We start from the raw sequence: 17,407 nt of genomic DNA on the forward strand, positions 1-17,407 counted from the left end.
CGAGACCATGAAACCAGCGGCACCAGAACCTCGGGCGACGCAACTACCGTCACCCGCGCGGAATAGGCCGACGGTGACGGCGGTTGCGGCCGTTATGGAGATCAGTGAATTTCCCGGATATGAATGGATCGACTCGGCGGATGCGCCGGTGCGGGAAGTGTTTCCGGGAATCCGGGCGCGGCCGCTGTGGTCCGGCGTGAACGGCGCCAAGGCGCATGTGCTGGAGATGGACCCCGGTACCCGCTGGGAGGGGATCGACCTGCACGAGCCTGGGCCGGAGGAGGTATTCGTCGTTTCCGGCGTTTTCAACGACGGTTTCCGCGATTACCCGGCCGGATCGTTCATTCACGCTCCGGCCGGTTCGTCTCATATCCCGCAATCCACTACCGGCTGTACGTTGTTCCTGTTCTACCCCGAAGGCTGACTCAGGCGAGCTCGCGCGCCGCCTCATCGATCAGGTCGGTCACCGGGCCGGGCTGCGAAGCCAGGGAGGCGTGGCCGGCGTCCAGTTCGATGATCTTGCGCGGATTCATCCGCTCGGCCATGCGACGTTCGTTGTCGGGGTTGATCATTCGATCGGCGGTCGAGACCTGATACCAGGTCGGCTTCGCCTTCCAGGCGGGTGCGGTGACATTGTCGCCGAAAGTGGTTGCCAGGGGCGCCTTCTGGGTGACGGCCATGACCAGGGCTTCTTCGGCCGAGAGGTCCTGACAGAAGCTCTCGTGGAATTTGTCCTGCTTGACCCACAGATAGCCGTCGGAGTCGGGCGCGAGGTTCGCGGCCGCCTCCGGAGGCAGTTCTTCGGTGATCTGCCCGGGGCTCTCTCCGGCGTCGGGCGCGAAGGCCGCGATATAGACCAGACCGGCCACATTGGGCAGGTCACCGGCCTCGGTGATCACCGCGCCGCCGTAGGAATGGCCGACCAGCACCACCGGCCCGTCGACCTGCTCGACCATCTTGCGGGTCCGCTCGGCGTCGTCGGCCAGGGAGGTCAGCGGGTTCTCCACCGCGAAGAGCGATCGATAGCCCCGCTTGTCGAGTTCGACGATGACCTTCGCCCAGTGCGCCGCGCCACCCCAAAAGCCGTGCACCAGTACGATTGTCGGCTTGATCGTCATATCGAAACCCCTCTCGGCGCACCGGGGTGCGCACAACTGATGGTTACCTCGACTTGATCAGATCTGCGCTATCGGTGCGACTCAGGTTCCTTGTGATGACACTAAGGTTAGCTGCCACTTTGCGCAATGTTGCCGACTCCCGTCAGCGCGGTGCTCGATGGTCCTGATCCACTCGGATGAGCGGCGGCTCGGGGGCGATATGCGGCGCCGTCGAGGCCCCGACCCGGCGTTGCTGCGAGTAGCGGCGGCGCTCAGCGTCCGTCATTCCACCCCATATTCCGAAACGCTGGTCATGTGCCAGCGCGTAGTCGAGGCACTGCTTACGCACCTCGCAGCCCTCGCATATGCGTTTGCCTGTGCGGCCGGAACCGCCCACCTCGGGAAAGAATGCGTCCGGATCGGTTTGTGCGCACAGGGCTTGTTCGCGCCAGCTCTGGGGGCCGAGCTCGTCCAGATTGAACAGTGATCGCGCAATCATCGGTTGCTGCTTCATCTCAACGCCTTCGGTCAACGTGTCGTGTGTCGTCAGAGCCTTTGAAATCGTCTGCTGCATCCAGGTCTGTCCCCCCGGAAGATCTGCGGCAACTCTGAAAAGTGGTGTTGCCAAGTGCAATGAGCCCGCATGATGCGACGAACATACATTGATAGTTACCGTTCAGCAATCGCTAGCTTTTCGAGAACGGGATCGACGGGTCGGCTTTAATGGCCGAACGCGTTCCAAAAACGCCCTCACCTCGTCGCATCGGCCTGATGCCATTGCGCCTCTATGCGACCGATCCCAGTTGCTGGTGGATCGCCGAAGGTCCATTCGAGTGCGGCTGGTCGGCAATTGCCCGCCGCGGCGTTATCCACGGGTGAGCTAGCGGCGATCGTGGTCGTTGTCGTGCGCGTGATCGTCGGGGCCGATGTGGTTGTGGTTGTCGTTGAATTCGCGGCAGTACGGATTATCGATGCCGATCGATCCCACGCGCTATGCGAGGCCGGATGGCGCGGCGCGGTGGGGCATGCCGATTTCGGCACGTACGATCTGACGATCGTAACGATCTCCCTGAGGAAGGGGCGTTCGAGATGGTGTTGTCCGACAGTGAAACAGCGGCCGCGCGGATCGTCGAACTGCTCGGGTCGGCCCGATCCGGCCTCGGTTCCGCTGCAGTCCTGCGGGGCGATCCGGGTATCGGCAAGTCTGCGCTACTCGGTTATGCGGTCGAGCGGGCCGAAGGCTTCAAGGTCATGCGGTGCCGGGGCAGGAATGGGGAGACCGGCGTCTCGGGTGTGCGCGAACTCTTCGAGCAGGTGCAGGATCCCCTCGAAATCCTGGCGGAACCGCACGCCGAGATACTCGGTCGTGCACTCACGCTGGGTAGGCAGGCGGTGGACCCGTATCTGGTCGGCATCTCCATGGTGACACTGCTCGGCGCACTCGCGCGTGAACGCCCACTGCTGGTCGTCGCCGATGATGTGCAGTGGCTGGATCTTTCGACGGTGGAGTACCTGGCCTTCGCCGCGCGCCGGCTCACCTCCGCCCCGATTGCCCTACTGCTGGCACACGAGGACCCGATCGGCCCCATGCTGCGCGGGCTTCCGCACATCCATCTGACCGAGCCCATCGAACTCCCTGTCCCCGCAGCCGAGCCGACTGCGCCGGCGCGGGCATACGAGTCCCCCGCGCCGGTAAAGTCTCGTGCCGGCCGCCGGTCGGCGTGACCGCGAATCGGCAGCGGATCATCGGGCGCGCCGGCTGATCGTCATCCGAATCGCCTGGCGCGCACCGGCGTTCGCGGTCTACTCGATGCCGAGGGTGACTTCGGTCGACTTGATCAGGACCTTGACGGGAGTGCCGTCGGCCAGGCCGAGATCGTCAACGGCATCCCGGGTGATCGAGGAGGTGATCTCGTCCCCGCCATTGAGCCGGATCTTCACAACAGCCATCGCCTCCCCGCGCGTGATCGAGGTGACGGTGCCGTCGAGTTGGTTACGGGTGCTCAGTCGCATGGCGGCGAGTGTAGGCAGCAGGGCGTGCGGTAGGTGGGATGCGCAGCGTGCAAGGGGTGTTGCCAGGCGGTTGCCTGTTTAGATCTGCGTGACTCTAATGCTCGCCGGGCCGCGCGCGGGGTGGTTCGATCGCAACGATCGTCAGGATCGAGCGAAAGGCCCCCGAAATGAGCGTCGATTACATCAGTGACACCGCGACCGCCGTGCGGGTGGTCAAGCTGGGCGCCCACATCGGTGCGCAGATCGACGGGGTTCGGCTCGGTGGTGACCTGGACGCGGAGACGGTGGCCACGCTGCGCGCGGCGCTCAGTGAGCACAAGGTGATCTTCTTCCGTGGGCAGCACCACCTCACGGAGGATGGGCAGTACGAGTTCGCGCAGTTGCTCGGGACTCCGACGACTCCGCATCCGACGCTCAGCGCGGGTGCGAAGAGTTTGGCCATCGATTCCCAGCACGGCCGGTCGAATACCTGGCATACCGATGTCACCTTCGTCGATCGGGTGCCGAAGGCGTCGATCCTGCGGGCGGTGGCGCTGCCCAGCTATGGCGGCTCGACCACCTGGGCCTCGACTGTCGCCGCGTACAACGCGCTGCCGGAACCGCTCAAGCGGCTGGCCGAGAGTCTGCGTGCGCGGCACACCAATCTGTACGACTACGCCGCCGAGGACCGGCCGGACGAGAACTTCCGGGCCTACCGCCGCGAATTCGAATCCACCTATTTCGAGACCGAGCATCCGGTGGTGCACGTGCACCCGGAGACCGGTGAACGCGCCCTGCTGCTGGGCTGCTTCGTGAAAGAGCTTGTCGGCGTATCCAGGAGCGAGTCGCAGGCGCTGTTCCGCCTGTTCCAGGACCGGGTGACCCGGCTCGAGCACACCGCACGCTGGAATTGGTCGCTGGGCGATGTCGCCATCTGGGACAACCACGCCACCCAGCACTATGCCGTCGACGATTACGACGGCGCCGAGCACCGCAGGCTCACCCGCATCACGCTGGCCGGTGACATTCCCGTCGGCATCGACGGTGTGCCGAGCACCGTCATCGCAGGTAGCGCCGAGTCCTATTCGACCGTCGATCGGCTGCGGGGCGCGGCATAACGCCGTATTCCTCCGGGATGCCCCGCGCGCCTTTGCGGAGCCCAGCGCACCGCACCGAATAGGCTTTTACGGCTCGCGCAGACAAGTACCGACCGGACTTCGGCTGACGATGGGAATCCCCGTGGACTTATGGAGCTATATCCGAGGGCGGGAAGGATTTCTGGCGTTCCTCACGTATCAGCATGCGTCCCTGGCATTTCAGACGGTTCTGGTCGGGACCGTGGTCGCGGTCCTCATCGCGGTGGCGGTCTACCGGCTCCCGCTGCTGTCGGCGCTCACGCTGACATCGAGCCGGGTCGCGCTGACCATTCCCTCGCTCGCCCTGCTGGCGCTGTTGCTGGTTCCGTTCGGACTGGGCGTGGTTCCCTCGTTCGTCATGCTGGCGTTCTTCGCCGCCCTGCCGGTCATCGGTAATGCGATCGTGGGTTTGCGCTCGGTTCCCGCCTCGGTCATCGAATCCGCGCAGGGCATCGGCTTTTCGCGCTGGCGCATTCTGCTGACCGTCGAATTGCCGATTGCCTGGCCGGTGATTCTCACCGGCATCCGGGTCTCCACGCAGATGATCGTCGGTGTCGCGGCCATCGTCGCCTATGTCCTGGGACCGGGCCTCGGATCCCTGATTTTCAATGGCCTGTCCCGGCTCGGCGGTGCGAATGCCCTCGAAATGGCGCTCACGGGCACTCTTCTCATCGTTTTCATCGCACTGGTATTCGATGCGCTCCTCGTCCTGCTCGGCCGCCTCACCATCGCAAAGGGACTGTCATGACCGATGCCGTGACCAGCCGGATCGCTCCGGGTACGCCGGACCGCAATGTGACGGGTGCGTCCATCAAGCTGGACTCGGTCGTCAAGCGCTATCGGGGACAGGACAAGCCCGCGGTCGAAAGCCTGGACCTCGAGATCGAGGCCGGGCAGATCGTCGCGTTTGTCGGGCCCTCCGGCTGCGGTAAGACGACCACGCTGAAGATGATCAACCGGTTGATCGAGCCGACCGAGGGTCGGATCTTCATCGACGGCCGCGATGTCACCAGGGAGGATCCGGACAAGCTGCGCCAATCGATCGGCTATGTCATCCAATCCGGTGGCCTGTTCCCACACTGGTCGGTCGCCAAGAACATCGGCGCGATCCCGCGGGTGCTCGGCTGGGACAAGAAGCGGATTGCCGAGCGCACCGAGTATCTGCTCGATCTGGTGGGTCTGGACCCCGGCACCTTCGCCGATCGGCTGCCGAAGGATATGTCCGGTGGACAGCAGCAGCGGGTCGGCGTGGCCCGCGCGCTCGCGGCCGATCCGCCGGTCCTGCTCATGGACGAGCCGTTCGGCGCCGTCGATCCGATCACGCGGGTTCGCCTGCAGGACAGCCTGATTGCGATCCAGCACGAACTCGGCAAGACCGTCGTGATCGTCACGCACGATTTCGAGGAGGCCACCAAGCTCGGCGATAAGGTCCTCATCCTGTCCGAGGGCGGTCATATCGAGCAGTACGCGGCGCCGGAGGAGATTCTCACCGATCCGGCCACGCCGTTCGTGGAGGAGTTCGTCGGATCGGGCGCGAAGCTGGCGTACCTCACCGTGTCCCGGGTGCGCGATGTCGACTGCGATGCCGTGACCACCGCGCGCATCGGGGAGCCGGCGCAGAGCGTGATCGCCCGCGCGAAGGCCGCCGGGCACACCTGGGTCGTGGTCGTGGATGCGGCCGGGCGGCCGCGGTCGTGGCCGTCGCTCACCGAGGTCGCGAGCAAACCCGAGGTGTCCGACTACCTCGATCGCCGATTGCCCGTGGTCGCACGGTCTTCGACCCTCAATGACGCACTCGATGCCATGCTCGCCGCCAGCCAGGGCGCCACGCTGGTCACCGACGGCCGCGGCGCGGTGGTCGGCTCGCTCAATATCGGCTCGGTGACGGAGGTCATCCAGACCAAACTCGCCGAGGGGCATGCCGCCGAGGAGGACCTGTCGTACGCGACGTATGTCGACGGCACCGATCCCGCGCCGACACCGGTGATCGCGGCCGCCGACGAACCCGGAACCGAGGAACTCGGAACGGACGAGCAGTCATGAACCGCCTGCGCCGCACTCCGATCGACGTGTGGTTCGAGCCGATCATCATTCTTGTCATCGGCATCGGCTACTTCCTCTGGTATCGGTCGACGACCTTCACCCCGACGGAGCAGGCCTCGCTCGGCTGGGCCAACCTGCAGCACACCATCTTCGAGCACATCAAGCTGACCGTGGTGGCCACGCTGATCGTGGTGGTCATCGCGATTCCGCTCGGCATCGCGCTGACTCGGCCCGCACTGACACGGCTCGAACCCATTGCCGTCAATGTCGCCAATATCGGTCAGGCGGCGCCGGCGGTCGGGCTGCTCGTCCTGTTCACCTTCTGGCTGGGCACCGGATTCCGCACTGCGGTCATCGGTTTGGTCATCTACGCGATTCTGCCGATTCTGCAGAACACCATTGTCGGACTGCGGCAGGTGGATCAGCGCACGATCGAGGCCTCGCGCGGTATCGGCTTCTCGGCCGCGCGGACGCTGTTCCAGGTCGAATTGCCGCTGGCGGTGCCGGTGATCCTGAACGGGGTGCGCACCGCGCTGGTGATTCTGGTCGGCACCGCGACACTGAGCACCTTCATCGGCGCGACGAGTCTCGGCACGCTGATCACCACCGGCGTCACGCTGTTCCTGCCCAGACTGCTCGTCTCCGGCGCGATCCTGGTCGGGCTGCTGGCCCTGATCATCGATTGGCTGGGCAGAATCGTCGAATTGGCCGCGACCCCACGGGGTATCGCATGAGGTCGCCACGAGCGCGGCTGCTCACCGTGATTTCGGTGCTGGCCGTGACAATGCTCGCGGGATGCGGTCTGGTGAGCTCGTCCGGAACGTTCCATCATGCGCGGCTGCCGGGCGGTGCGCAGCCGCTGGACGGTGCGAAGCTGGTCGTCACCTCGAAGAGCTTCACCGAGGGGGTGCTGCTGGGCAAGATCACCGCGACCTACCTGTCCGCGGCAGGCGCCGACGTCAAGGACCTGACGGGGGCACCAGGTTCGGCATCGTCCCGGCAGGCTCAGCTCAATGGCGACGCCGATATTCTCTGGGAGTACACCGGCACCGGCTGGGTCAATTACCACAATGAGACCGAGACGATCGCGGACCCGAAGGAACTCTGGCAGCGCGTCCACGATATCGAGAAGAAGGACCACAATCTGGAGTGGCTGCCGCCCTCCAATTTCAATGACACCTACGCCTTCGCGGCCTCGACGCCGACCGCCACACGCTTGAAGGTGAAGTCGCTCTCCGAGGTGGCGGCGCTTCCGGTCTCCGATCGGACCTTCTGCGTCGATGACGAATTCTTCAGTCGCTCGGACGGTTTCATTCCGATGCTGAAGAAGTACGGGATCCCCTACAACGATCCCAACGGCGTTCCGGCCGGCAATGTCACGCGCATGGACGCCGGGGTCATCTACCCGGCGACGGCCAAGAGCGCCCCGTGCAATTTCGGCATGGTCTACACCACCGACGGCCGGGTCAAGAATCTGAATCTGACGGTCCTCGACGATGACAAGAAGTTCTTCCTGCCCTACAGCGGTACGGCAGTGGTGCGCGGTGCCGTGATCGACCGCTACCCGCAGCTGCGGGCACTGCTCGGAACGATCTCCGAGCGCCTCACCGATCAGCTCATGCAGGAACTCAACGGCCGTGTCGACATCGACGGCCAGGACCCCTCCGATGTCGCCTACGACTGGCTGAAGAGCGAAAAGCTGGTCGAGTAAACAGGATTCGCGGCGGTCCGCACGGTTACGTGCGGGTCATCGCGACCAGCCACGCCCGCAGGGTGTCCGGGTCGATGAGGATGTCGATGGCGGTCTCGGTGATCGAGTCGATATGCCAGCCTTTGACGAAGGCTGTCTCGATATCGGCGCGGCTGAGGCGATACGGGCCCCAGGTACCGGGTTGGCGGTCGCTGCAACCGAGCAGGAAATAGCGGCCGCCGGGACGGACGAGGGAGGCGATGCTCTCGACATACACCGCACGCAGCTCGGGATCGAAGGTGTGGAAGAGGCCGCAGTCGAGCACGGTGTCGAAGGTTTCGCCGAGATCGGCCAGTGCGAGCGCGTCGCGGCACAGGAATCGGGCGGTGAGGCCGCGTTCGCGCGCCTTCTGCTGGGCCAGTTCGATGGCGTGCGCCGATTGGTCGATGCCGACCGCCTCGTGCTCGAGGCGCGCGGCGAGCAGGGCATGTTCGCCTGTGCCGCAGCCGATATCGAGCACGCGCCCGCGCAGCTCGCCCTGCTCGGCAAGAGCGGCGAAGTCGGTTTGCGGCCGGCCGATATCCCACGGTGGCGTGGTCGCGTAGGAATCGCCGCCGTGGAACGGTCGGCGGAACTCTGGTTCAGGGTTCATCGAGCCATTGTCTCTCCGGTGGCCGACACGATTACGCGGATTCGGAGCGTGTCCACAGCCGCCGATGAGCGTGAACCGCCGCTGGTGGGGTAAGAACGCCACATGCTGCGGTTCTTCTTGATCGGTTTCCTGGCGACGGCCACCATTGCGGTCGGAGTGGCCGCCTCCATCGGCTCGTGGGCGTGGTGGGTGCTGGTGGCCATATTGGCGGCGCTACTCGCGGTCGGGGTGTACGACGTCGTGCAGAAGCGGCACTCGATACTGCGGAACTATCCGGTGCTGGGGCATATGCGGTTTCTGCTGGAAAGTCTGCGGCCGGAACTGCAGCAGTACTTCATCGAACGCAACTTCGATGGGCGGCCCTACGATCGCGATACCCGCACCATGATCTACGAGCGGGCCAAGGGGATTCACGGTGAGCTGTCCTTCGGCACCGAGCGGGATATCGAGGAGGTGGGGTACGAGTATCTGGTGCATTCGATCGCACCGGTTCCGGAGCCTGCCGAGCCGCCGCGGGTGCTGATCGGCGGGCCCGATTGCACGCGGCCGTATTCCATTTCGCTGCTGAATGTTTCGGCCATGAGCTTCGGTGCGCTGTCGGCCAATGCTTTGCGGGCGCTGAACCGGGGTGCGGCGCTGGGTGGTTTCGCGCACGATACGGGGGAGGGCGGATTGACGCCCTATCATCTCGAGGGTGGCGGAGATCTGGTGTGGGAGATCGGGTCCGGCTATTTCGGCACCCGCACCAGCGAGGGGCGATTCGATCCGGTGCGCTTCCGCGAGCAGGTCGCGCACGAGCAGATCAAGGCGGTGTCGATCAAACTCAGCCAGGGTGCGAAGCCCGGGATCGGCGGTGTTCTGCCCGCGGCGAAGGTCAGCGCGGAGATCGCGGAGTTCAGAGGTGTTCCGGCACATGAGAAATGCATCAGCCCGTCCGCGCACTCCGCCTTCTCGACACCGCGTGAGCTCATTCGGTTCGTGGCGCAGCTGCGGGAGCTCTCGGACGGCAAGCCGATCGGTTTCAAGCTGTGTGTCGGCTCCCGAATCGAAGTGCTGGCCATCTGCAAGGCCATGATCGCCGAGGGCACCGCACCCGACTTCATTATCGTCGACGGCGCCGAAGGCGGCACTGCCGCAGCGCCTTTGGAGTATGAGGACCATGTCGGGCTGCCGCTCACCGATGGGCTGATGATCGTGCACAATGCGCTCGTCGGGGCCGGTCTGCGTGAGAAGATCAAGATCGGTGCGAGCGGTAAGGTGGCCGTCGGCAACGACATTGTCAAACGGCTCATCCAGGGTGCGGATTTCACCAGCGCGGCCCGCGCCATGATGATGGCGGTCGGATGCATCCAGGCTCAGCGCTGCCACACCAATGAATGCCCGGTCGGCGTCGCCACCCAGGATCCCCGGCGCGCCCGCGCCCTCGATGTCCCGGACAAGAGCGAGCGCGTATTCAAATACCACCAGGCCACCGTCGCCCAGGCTGTGCAGATCATCGCCTCCATGGGAGTGTCAGACCTGCACGAGCTGAGCCCGCAACTGCTTCGGAAGAAGGTGTCTCCCACCGAACAACGCTCATTCGCCGAACTCTACGAGTGGCTTGCTCCGGAGCAGTTGGTGAAGGAGCCGCCGGCAAATTGGGCCGGTGACTGGGCGGCGGCCGACGCCGATTCCTTCAGGCCGCGCGCTGTGGTGGTCTGAACAAGGTCGCTAGCTGTGGTGGTCTGAGGAAGGCCGCGAGTTGCGGTGGTCTGAGCAACGCCGCGAGTTGCGGTGGTTTGGGGATTCCGGCTGTTCGGATGTCAGCCGATTGGCTGTTGTGCGGCCAGCGGCGGCAATTCCCATGCGCCGGCGGCAGTCCCGTCGGTCTCGGGCGTGCGTTTCACGTTGCCCAGGTTGTAGATCTCGTGCGCACCGGGCTGGAGGGTGTCCAGGGCGAGCAGGTGCGCACGAGCCAGCTCGGTAATGCCGAGATAGTCGCGCAGCCCGGTGTCATCGGCGGGGCAGTGCCTATCGAAGTCGAAGTACCGCAGGCTGATTGCGCCGAGTCCGCCGACACGGCAGTAGGCCGCGATCGCACCGTCGATCGCCAATTTGCTGTCCCCATGGACGGTGGAGGTCGAAGAGAACACCAGCTTCGACACCTCCGCATCGGCCATAGCATCCAGCAGCGCCAGCGCGACCCGAGTGCTGTTGTCCCACTGCCATTCCGGATGCGCCATCGATTCCCCGCCCGCCACCAGCCCGGCGATATGGAACACAGCCTCGAAACCTGCTCCGGGCGTGAGGATTCGCGCTGGAGTCTCCCCTCCGCCGCCGCAGGACAGCCCATCGACCACGTCGACCTCGTGCCCGGCATCGAGCAGCATCCCCGCGACCGCTGAACCAACGACCCCCGCACCCCCGGTGACCAGCAGTTTCATTTCAGATCTGCACTCTCATCCCTAGAGGTTCGACGATCTCCACACGCGCCGGATCACTGTATCGACTCGTCGTGGATTCCCTGACGTTCCTCGGCAGCAGCCGAGTTGGCGGGCGAGTCGATGATCTCAAACTGAAGGTCCTGCCCCGATGACAACCGGGCCGACCCAGCACGAAGCCCTCAGGCTGATTGCCTGAGGGCTTCGCGCTTTGCGTCGGTGATGTCAGTCGCAGACCTTCACCGCGTCGGCCTTGTTATCTGCCCAGGACGACAGATTCCCCCGAGCACTGTCGGGGATGGATGCGAGCAACTGCCAGCGTTCGCCCGTCCAGTTGTACACCCCCACAGTCTGTCCGGTCCGGTTCCAGTACGACGTCAGCCGATCCCCGACCCCGCCATTGCCGATATCGTGCAGCACACAATTCGAATCGACCTGCACGATCATGCTGCCCGTCCCGCCGGACCCGTCCCACCCGCAGAACACCCCGCCCGGACAGTCGTACCCCGGCGACGCAGCCGCCGGCCCCGCCGAAACAGCGCCGACCGCAACCGTCCCCACCGCCAGCGCGGCCGCCGCGACAACCGGCCCCAGCCGCCCTCTCCCAGCCCGATAGACATTCTTCACGGTGATTCCCCTCTTCCATTCGGTATCAGCCACTTCCACGGCCGAACACCAACCTCCGCGCCCCCACCAACAACCCACTAACGACCGACTAGTCGCCCAGTTCGGAGCGCCCGGCGGAGGCGTTTGTCAGGGCATCGCGGAGTTGAGTAGCTCCGTCCACCTGCGCATGAGCAACGCTGTGTACTCGTCCGCGCCGATGTCGTAGGCACCCAGCGCATAGCCGTCATTGGCTTCCACGAGCGCGGTTTCACCGCTTGCCAGAACACCGAAATCAATGCCATACGCGCTCGGTGCTGTCCCGGAGCGGTGGTACGCCGCTACTGCCGCCTCCACTGTGCTTCTATCGAGCGAAATTGCCGGATCGCCCTCGTAGTGGTCGATGGCGACGACTTGGTGATCGAGCACGTAGACGCGGAATTCTGCAGTCCAGCTGACAACCTCGGAGCACCGGACCCGCTGCCGCCTGCTGACGTTGCCCAATGCCGCGATGTCTCGCTCGGAATAGCAGACGGTGCCGGTAAAGTTCTTTCGCCGATCGGCGGGCTTGACGAACATTGCTGGCGCAGAGCCGATCTCGAGCAAGCGTTCGATCTCGCCCAGCGTCGAGGTCCATACCCTGCGCCGGAGGAACTCGCCGAGGCAGGCTGGATAATCGTCGGGTTCGGGCACCGGGATGTGCAGCTGACGCATGGCTCCGTGCATCGCATCCATATCGCCCGCGATGAACGTGTCCGATCCCAATGCCAGCTGGCGGCGGTGAATACGCTTGATTGTGTAGTGCTGCACGGGAATCCCGCGCCGACGCAATCCCTCCGCCAGCAGACTTTCCTCGTGCCGCATCGGGCCTTTGCCGGAGTACTGGAGAAACGCGGTAGTGATCATGATGTGGTCCATCATGCTGGGAACCGCTCGCGGGAGGCGAGCTCGCGGGTCGTCCAGTTACGACGTCTTCGGGAGGTCGGGGTCGGGGGCGGGTTGGACCAGGCGGAACGGGGAGGTTGGCCGGTCCATGGGGCGTCGCTGGTATCGGCCTTCGATCTGGTGGTTGGCGAGGGTGCCGGAGAGGGTCAGGGTGTGGTCGGGGTTCCAGTGGTACCGGATTGGGGTGGGGGAGTCGGAGAGGTGCCGGCGGATGAGGAGGGTTTGGTCTTTCAGGTCCAGGGCCCAGGAAGTGGTTGCGCCGGAGGGGGTTTGGGTGATGAGGCTTTGGGAGTCAGGGCGGTCGGTGATTGCTACGTTTGCCCAGGGGGGCGGGTCCTGTGCGGTTATTGTCGCCGGGGTGCCATCGATGGTGAACGATATCGCCTGCCATTCGCCGTCGAGGGGTGAGCGGGGGGAATGGATATCGATGACGGCGATGATGGCGAGGGTTGCCATCAGGGCTGAATGTGCCACTACGGCAACGAGTCCGAGGGAGGACGCGCCTAGGCGGAGGCGTCTGGTTCCTGGGGCGGGCCACAGTTGTTTCGGTGGGAGGGGGGTGGTGTTGGTCAGGACTCGCAGGATGTTGGGCCAGCAGGGGGCGGTGAGGGCGATGGCGGTGGCCAGGAGGACGCCGGAGAGGATTTTTACCGGCACGTCGTAACAGAGGTTGAGGAGGAATACCTGTGCCATGGCAACAATGGCCAGGAGGCCACCGGCGAGCCAGGTGCGTTTCCAGAGCAGGAGTAGGCCCGCGGTGATTTCGGCGAGGCCGGTCGCAATCGAATACGCATCCGATGCGCCCATGAAGGTCCACAATGTGTCTTTCAGCCCGAGATCGCCCACCAGGGGAAGCTGATGCGCCGGCTGGGTCATGTAGCCCATTTGAATGGGTATCGCTTTCGCCAGACCGTAGGCGAGCAATTCGACAACAAGACCGATGCGGGCGACCTCGAATAGCGCCCGCCCCAGACTCCGGTAGTCGGTTTTCCTGCGATCGAGGACACTCCAGAGGGCGGCGGCGACTATTCCGAAGACCAGGCATCCGACAAGGGCGCACCAATCCCCGAGAGAGTCGCCGCTATTGGTCGTATCCATGGCTACTCCGCGCCCGCGCATCAGCACGCTTCCGATCTGCGCGAGAGCGGCCCTGAACGGCTGGAATAATCCGTTCAGGGCCACAAAATTGCCGTACACGAATACGACCAGCACGGAACCGCCGATCGTGAAGAGCAACCGGAATCCAATTCTGCGCAGGGGCGTCCAGTGACCTGGTACCGGAACACGCCGTCGCTCAAGAGAATTCGAGTCCAGCGTCGAAGAGGGCATGAGCAGGACGTTAGCATCGCCGAATACGGTGCGAACATCGCTCGCATTGCTCATTCGGTGTCATCCCTCCGGCGTATTGCCGGTCGGAAATGGTCCACCCTGTGTGGCGAACAGAGCAGCCCGCAGTCAGTTGACGTCGGCGCCGACCGTTGTCGCCAGGAATGGCCAGGAACGTTTCAGTTCATCTTCCCAATAGCCCCAGGAGTGGGTGCCGACCGGCTGATCATCCACTGTCACCGGGATATTCAGCTCATGCAGCCGATTGGTCAGGTTCACCGTGCAGTAGTGGATGGCTGCCTCGATCGGCCCGCCGAACACGATCTGCACCGGCAGCGGAATGCGGCCGTCCTGAACTCGCGGATCGGCCGGGCTGTCGTGCGGCGCCGCGGGAATGCCGCTGCCCGCACTCAGGTAGATGGCGGTCCCGCGCAACCGATCGGCATTGACCAGTGGGTCGTTGGCGCGCCACAGCGGCCCATCGGCGGGGCCCCACATGTTCTCGACGCTCTGCCCGCCGCCCCAATTCTCCACCGTGAGCCGGACGAATTCGTGCCCGATGGGATCGGAGGTCTGCGCGCAGCCGCTGTAGGACGCCACGCTGTTCCAGAATCCGGGTTTGGCGATCGCCAGGTTCAGCACCGAGGTGCCGCTCATGGAAACACCCACCAGCGTGCGGTTTCCATTCGCGCCCAGGAACCCCTCGATGGCGGGCGGCAACTCCTCGTTGAGGAAGGTCTGCCATTTGTTGTGGCCCAGAACGGCGTCGTCGCGAATCCAGTCGGTGTAATAGGAATCGCTGCCACCGTACGGCGTCACGACATTGACATCTTTGCCGCGCAGGAAGCTCACGACATCGGTCTGCGCATCCCACCCGCTCTGATTCGGGCCACCGCCGGACCCGTTGAGCAGGTACATGGTCGGGTGCGGTGTCGCCCGGTCCGCCGCGCGAATGACCTGTATCCGGATCGGCCTGTCCATGGCGGGCGAGTAGACCATGACATTCTGCTGCCGGTCGTTCACGTCCTCGACCGAGACAACACGAGCCGCCCCCGGATCGGCCGTTGCGGGACTCACGGTGCCGGCCAGGCTCGCCGCGGCCAGCGTGCCGCCGAGCACCCAGCGTAGTGCTGCCGTACGTGTCAATCGCCGTGTTCTCAAGCGGAATCCTCCCATTGTGGCCAATTTCGGAGTGGCGCTGCAGCATGCCTCGGTAACCGCCGCCGTCCTGGCCGGCGCACAAGGAGGTTCGTGCTGCCACCGTCTCCGGTTTGGTGCAATCGGGGAGGGGTGTCGGAATCCGCTACAGAGGGGAGTCGGCCGCGCGTTTGACCGCACGGATCGTCTTGGTCCGAATGGGGACGTCGAACTCGCCGTCCGCGGTCTCGGGCCTGCCGCGCAGATAAGCGTGGATCCGATCGAGCAGCGCGGTGCGCTGCGCACCGGGAATGACGACCGTATGCGAATACGTGCCTATTGTGGCCGTGAGGGATTCGGCGGTCCGCCGGTGCGTGTGCGCGAAATCGGAGTCCTCGAAGTCCGTGAACAGTGGATGCGCGGGCAGTGCGCCGTCCTTGTCCGGCGGCGGGAGCGAGGCGCCGGAGCGGGAGACCTGCTTCAGCCCGGCCACCCACTCGACCCGGTCGTCCTCGATATTCCAGAATGCGGCCAGCACCCCGTCGGCGCGCAGCACACGCGCGATCTCCGGAAAGGCCCGCGGCAGGTCGAACCAGTGCAGCGCCTGTCCGGCGACCACCGCGTCGACGGAACCATCCGGCAGTGGAATCGCTTCTGCCGCACCGGCAATTGCTGTCACCCCGGGACAGCGGCGCACCAGTTCGGCGCGCATCCCGTCATCGGGCTCGACGGCGATCACCTGGGCCCCGGCCGCGATCAGTCCCTGCGTGAGTTTGCCGGTACCGGCGCCCAGATCCAGTACCACCGGCGACTCTTTTCCGCCGAGCGGCGCCAACGCCCACCGAATCCCGGCCGCGGGATAGTCCGGCCGATGCTCCGCGTACGCGGCGGCCTCCGCGCCGAACGACGTCGCACGCCGCGCGTGGATATCGTCCTGCTCCGCCGTCCGATCCTTCGAATCCCCGATGTTCCACACGGCCACGACGCTACCGGGTCCGCGAGCGCCGAGAAATGCGTTATCGCGGGAAGGAACGCGAGCTCAATGGCGTCGTGCGCGAAAGATATTGCGCCACAGCGATGTCGGCTCCTGGTCGACGGCTTCGGCCTGTGGCCCGGGCCGGGCGGCGCCGCGGCGCACGAATGCGGGCCGGATATGCGGGTCCGGGGGGTCGTAGGAGCGGTGGAAGGTGGGGGTGAGGCTGGCCGAGAGCGGGGGATTGATCCAGGTCCAGTCGGTGGGGCAGGAGCGGCCGGCAATGCGCTCGCGGTCGACGTGGTCGAGGAACTGGCGGGCCACGGTGTGGTGGTCGACCAGATGCACGCGTGACTGCCGGTAGCTGTGCAGGATCGCGCGGCTGAGTTCCACCAGGGCCTGGTCGCGCCAGAGGGTGCGCTCGGCGCTGCGGTCCAGGCCCATCGCGTCGGCGATCGCCGGGAGCATGTCGTAGCGGTCGCTGTCGCCGAGATTGCGGCCGATCTCCGAGGAGACGTACCAGCCGTTGAACGGCGCGAAGGCGTAGGAGAGCCCGCCGATCTCCAGATCCATATTCGAAACAGCCGGTACCGCATGCCATTTGAGTCCGAGGTCGGCGAACCAGGCGAACTCGGGATGCCGCATCGGCACCTCGAGCACGAACTCGGGCGGCACGTCGAAGCGCTCGATGATGCCGTCGGGAGTGTGAATCAGCAGGGGCAGCACATCGAATCGCCCGCCCGGTGCGCGCCAGCCGTGTTCCCGGGCCAGATCGGTCAATTCGACATTGGCCGGATCGCCGACCACCCCGTCCCCGACCCGATATCCCGCATAGCGGATGAACTGGGAGTTCAGGATTCGGAATCCGCGCCCCTGCGCATCGGCGGGCGGGCCGATAGTGATGACCGAGCGGACCGCGCCGCCATTGGTGGCGCGGCGCAGATGTTCCAGGCACGCACCGGCCAGCTCGGCGGCCGAGCCCGCATCGCGCGCATCGACGACTTCCAAAGCGCGCCACTGTCTTCGGCCCACACACCGATCGTGATTGCGCCACGCCAGCTTCGTGCCGATGGCCAATTCCTCGAGCGTGTGGTGATACGACCCGGTCCTGCGCAGCTGCCGTGCCGCGACGCCCCCGCGCTGGGCGGGCAGATGCGCCAGTTCCGGTAGCGCGAAGAACTGCGCGCACTCCGTTTCACGGTCCTCGGCAGCCGCAGCGCGAATGTCGAGCACCTGATGAGCTGGTGAGTTGCGGTAGGGGCACCCAGGATTGACCTCGTCGACAAGCCGAGGGTCCGTAACCGCGGTGGGGATCATCATTTAGTTGTTGCCTCCGTGGGTTGTGCCAGTGGCTGCCCCCGTTTGGGGGGCAGTCCTCTTCACATCCCCCCTT

General features: G+C 65.1%; 19 protein-coding genes. 8 read left to right on the forward strand and 11 right to left on the reverse strand.

What is annotated here, in order from left to right; all coding sequences use genetic code 11:
* The first annotated feature begins 94 nt into the window (after positions 1-94).
* On the forward strand, positions 95-424 hold the full coding sequence (locus OG326_RS19235) for a cupin domain-containing protein (protein ID WP_327146026.1): 330 nt from the start codon (positions 95-97) through the stop codon (positions 422-424).
* 1 nt (position 425) lies between these two features.
* Here OG326_RS19235 and OG326_RS19240 read toward each other — a convergent pair whose 3' ends face one another.
* Together OG326_RS19240 and OG326_RS19245 are read right to left on the reverse strand one after the other, a co-directional pair.
* A complete protein-coding gene (locus OG326_RS19240) occupies positions 426-1,118 on the reverse strand; it encodes an alpha/beta hydrolase (protein WP_327146027.1) in 693 nt (230 codons plus the stop codon).
* A 142-nt stretch (positions 1,119-1,260) separates the two neighbouring features.
* Positions 1,261-1,671: a WhiB family transcriptional regulator gene (locus OG326_RS19245; RefSeq protein WP_442790975.1), complete on the reverse strand. Its 411-nt coding sequence runs from the start codon at positions 1,669-1,671 to the stop codon at positions 1,261-1,263.
* 515 nt (positions 1,672-2,186) lie between these two features.
* Between OG326_RS19245 and OG326_RS19250 the strand changes: the two genes are divergently transcribed.
* A complete protein-coding gene (locus OG326_RS19250) occupies positions 2,187-2,822 on the forward strand; it encodes an ATP-binding protein (protein WP_327146028.1) in 636 nt (211 codons plus the stop codon).
* 78 nt (positions 2,823-2,900) lie between these two features.
* Here the strand turns inward: OG326_RS19250 and OG326_RS19255 are convergent, their stop codons facing one another.
* Complete coding sequence (locus tag OG326_RS19255; protein ID WP_297614961.1) at positions 2,901-3,110, reverse strand: TOBE domain-containing protein; 210 nt, start codon at positions 3,108-3,110, stop codon at positions 2,901-2,903.
* Positions 3,111-3,277: 167 nt separating this feature from the next.
* Here OG326_RS19255 and OG326_RS19260 point away from each other — a divergent pair, with 167 nt between their 5' ends.
* The 5 genes from OG326_RS19260 to OG326_RS19280 all read left to right on the forward strand — a co-directional run bounded on the left by OG326_RS19260 (position 3,278) and on the right by OG326_RS19280 (position 7,979).
* Positions 3,278-4,207 (forward strand): TauD/TfdA dioxygenase family protein, encoded by a 930-nt coding sequence (locus OG326_RS19260; protein WP_327146029.1) that lies wholly within the window; start codon positions 3,278-3,280, stop codon positions 4,205-4,207.
* Positions 4,208-4,316: 109 nt separating this feature from the next.
* Positions 4,317-4,973, forward strand: a complete 657-nt coding sequence (locus tag OG326_RS19265) for an ABC transporter permease (RefSeq protein WP_327146030.1) — start codon at positions 4,317-4,319, stop codon at positions 4,971-4,973.
* The gene (locus OG326_RS19270; RefSeq protein WP_327146031.1) at positions 4,970-6,268 is read left to right on the forward strand and encodes an ATP-binding cassette domain-containing protein; all 1,299 of its coding nucleotides are present in this window, start codon (positions 4,970-4,972) and stop codon (positions 6,266-6,268) included. The genes OG326_RS19265 and OG326_RS19270 overlap by 4 nt, the downstream gene beginning before the upstream one ends.
* Positions 6,265-7,002 (forward strand): ABC transporter permease, encoded by a 738-nt coding sequence (locus OG326_RS19275; protein WP_327146032.1) that lies wholly within the window; start codon positions 6,265-6,267, stop codon positions 7,000-7,002. The genes OG326_RS19270 and OG326_RS19275 overlap by 4 nt, the downstream gene beginning before the upstream one ends.
* A complete protein-coding gene (locus tag OG326_RS19280) occupies positions 6,999-7,979 on the forward strand; it encodes a glycine betaine ABC transporter substrate-binding protein (RefSeq protein ID WP_327146033.1) in 981 nt (326 codons plus the stop codon). The genes OG326_RS19275 and OG326_RS19280 overlap by 4 nt, the downstream gene beginning before the upstream one ends.
* Before the next feature lie 25 nt (positions 7,980-8,004).
* Here the strand turns inward: OG326_RS19280 and OG326_RS19285 are convergent, their stop codons facing one another.
* On the reverse strand, positions 8,005-8,610 hold the full coding sequence (locus OG326_RS19285) for a class I SAM-dependent methyltransferase (RefSeq protein WP_327146034.1): 606 nt from the start codon (positions 8,608-8,610) through the stop codon (positions 8,005-8,007).
* 102 nt (positions 8,611-8,712) lie between these two features.
* Here OG326_RS19285 and OG326_RS19290 point away from each other — a divergent pair, with 102 nt between their 5' ends.
* Positions 8,713-10,311 carry an FMN-binding glutamate synthase family protein gene (locus tag OG326_RS19290; RefSeq protein ID WP_327146035.1) on the forward strand — a complete coding sequence of 533 codons (1,599 nt, stop codon included), beginning with the start codon at positions 8,713-8,715 and terminating at the stop codon, positions 10,309-10,311.
* Between the two features lie 101 nt (positions 10,312-10,412).
* On the opposite strand, the gene OG326_RS19295 is transcribed toward OG326_RS19290, so the two are convergent.
* The 7 genes from OG326_RS19295 to OG326_RS19325 all read right to left on the reverse strand — a co-directional run bounded on the left by OG326_RS19295 (position 10,413) and on the right by OG326_RS19325 (position 17,334).
* Positions 10,413-11,033, reverse strand: a complete 621-nt coding sequence (locus tag OG326_RS19295; protein WP_327146036.1) for an NAD-dependent epimerase/dehydratase family protein — start codon at positions 11,031-11,033, stop codon at positions 10,413-10,415.
* Between the two features lie 222 nt (positions 11,034-11,255).
* Entirely contained in the window at positions 11,256-11,657 is a 402-nt protein-coding gene (locus OG326_RS19300) for a peptidase inhibitor family I36 protein (protein WP_327146037.1), read from the reverse strand.
* 126 nt (positions 11,658-11,783) lie between these two features.
* Positions 11,784-12,554 (reverse strand): ATP-grasp domain-containing protein, encoded by a 771-nt coding sequence (locus OG326_RS19305; RefSeq protein ID WP_327146038.1) that lies wholly within the window; start codon positions 12,552-12,554, stop codon positions 11,784-11,786.
* Between the two features lie 42 nt (positions 12,555-12,596).
* Positions 12,597-13,814 carry a hypothetical protein gene (locus OG326_RS19310; RefSeq protein WP_327146039.1) on the reverse strand — a complete coding sequence of 406 codons (1,218 nt, stop codon included), beginning with the start codon at positions 13,812-13,814 and terminating at the stop codon, positions 12,597-12,599.
* 219 nt (positions 13,815-14,033) lie between these two features.
* A complete protein-coding gene (locus tag OG326_RS19315) occupies positions 14,034-15,080 on the reverse strand; it encodes an alpha/beta hydrolase (protein ID WP_442790976.1) in 1,047 nt (348 codons plus the stop codon).
* 127 nt (positions 15,081-15,207) lie between these two features.
* Positions 15,208-16,017, reverse strand: a complete 810-nt coding sequence (locus OG326_RS19320) for a class I SAM-dependent methyltransferase (RefSeq protein ID WP_327146041.1) — start codon at positions 16,015-16,017, stop codon at positions 15,208-15,210.
* A 63-nt stretch (positions 16,018-16,080) separates the two neighbouring features.
* Positions 16,081-17,334, reverse strand: coding sequence for a nitric oxide synthase oxygenase (locus OG326_RS19325; RefSeq protein WP_327146042.1), 1,254 nt, complete (start codon positions 17,332-17,334; stop codon positions 16,081-16,083).
* Positions 17,335-17,407: the final 73 nt, after the last annotated feature.

The sequence above is a fragment of the Nocardia sp. NBC_01327 genome, assembly GCF_035958815.1.
Taxonomy (GTDB): domain Bacteria; phylum Actinomycetota; class Actinomycetes; order Mycobacteriales; family Mycobacteriaceae; genus Nocardia.

Bases quoted from the DNA above. Each gene is read 5' to 3' on its own strand.
- OG326_RS19235 (WP_327146026.1), top strand. From the start codon at position 95: ATGGAGATCAGTGAATTTCCCGGATATGAATGGATCGACTCGGCGGAT.
- OG326_RS19240 (WP_327146027.1), bottom strand. From the start codon at position 1,118: ATGACGATCAAGCCGACAATCGTACTGGTGCACGGCTTTTGGGGTGGC.
- OG326_RS19245 (WP_442790975.1), bottom strand. From the start codon at position 1,671: ATGCAGCAGACGATTTCAAAGGCTCTGACGACACACGACACGTTGACC.
- OG326_RS19250 (WP_327146028.1), top strand. From the start codon at position 2,187: ATGGTGTTGTCCGACAGTGAAACAGCGGCCGCGCGGATCGTCGAACTG.
- OG326_RS19255 (WP_297614961.1), bottom strand. From the start codon at position 3,110: ATGCGACTGAGCACCCGTAACCAACTCGACGGCACCGTCACCTCGATC.
- OG326_RS19260 (WP_327146029.1), top strand. From the start codon at position 3,278: ATGAGCGTCGATTACATCAGTGACACCGCGACCGCCGTGCGGGTGGTC.
- OG326_RS19265 (WP_327146030.1), top strand. From the start codon at position 4,317: ATGGGAATCCCCGTGGACTTATGGAGCTATATCCGAGGGCGGGAAGGA.
- OG326_RS19270 (WP_327146031.1), top strand. From the start codon at position 4,970: ATGACCGATGCCGTGACCAGCCGGATCGCTCCGGGTACGCCGGACCGC.
- OG326_RS19275 (WP_327146032.1), top strand. From the start codon at position 6,265: ATGAACCGCCTGCGCCGCACTCCGATCGACGTGTGGTTCGAGCCGATC.
- OG326_RS19280 (WP_327146033.1), top strand. From the start codon at position 6,999: ATGAGGTCGCCACGAGCGCGGCTGCTCACCGTGATTTCGGTGCTGGCC.
- OG326_RS19285 (WP_327146034.1), bottom strand. From the start codon at position 8,610: ATGAACCCTGAACCAGAGTTCCGCCGACCGTTCCACGGCGGCGATTCC.
- OG326_RS19290 (WP_327146035.1), top strand. From the start codon at position 8,713: ATGCTGCGGTTCTTCTTGATCGGTTTCCTGGCGACGGCCACCATTGCG.
- OG326_RS19295 (WP_327146036.1), bottom strand. From the start codon at position 11,033: ATGAAACTGCTGGTCACCGGGGGTGCGGGGGTCGTTGGTTCAGCGGTC.
- OG326_RS19305 (WP_327146038.1), bottom strand. From the start codon at position 12,554: ATGATGGACCACATCATGATCACTACCGCGTTTCTCCAGTACTCCGGC.
- OG326_RS19315 (WP_442790976.1), bottom strand. From the start codon at position 15,080: ATGGGAGGATTCCGCTTGAGAACACGGCGATTGACACGTACGGCAGCA.
- OG326_RS19325 (WP_327146042.1), bottom strand. From the start codon at position 17,334: ATGATGATCCCCACCGCGGTTACGGACCCTCGGCTTGTCGACGAGGTC.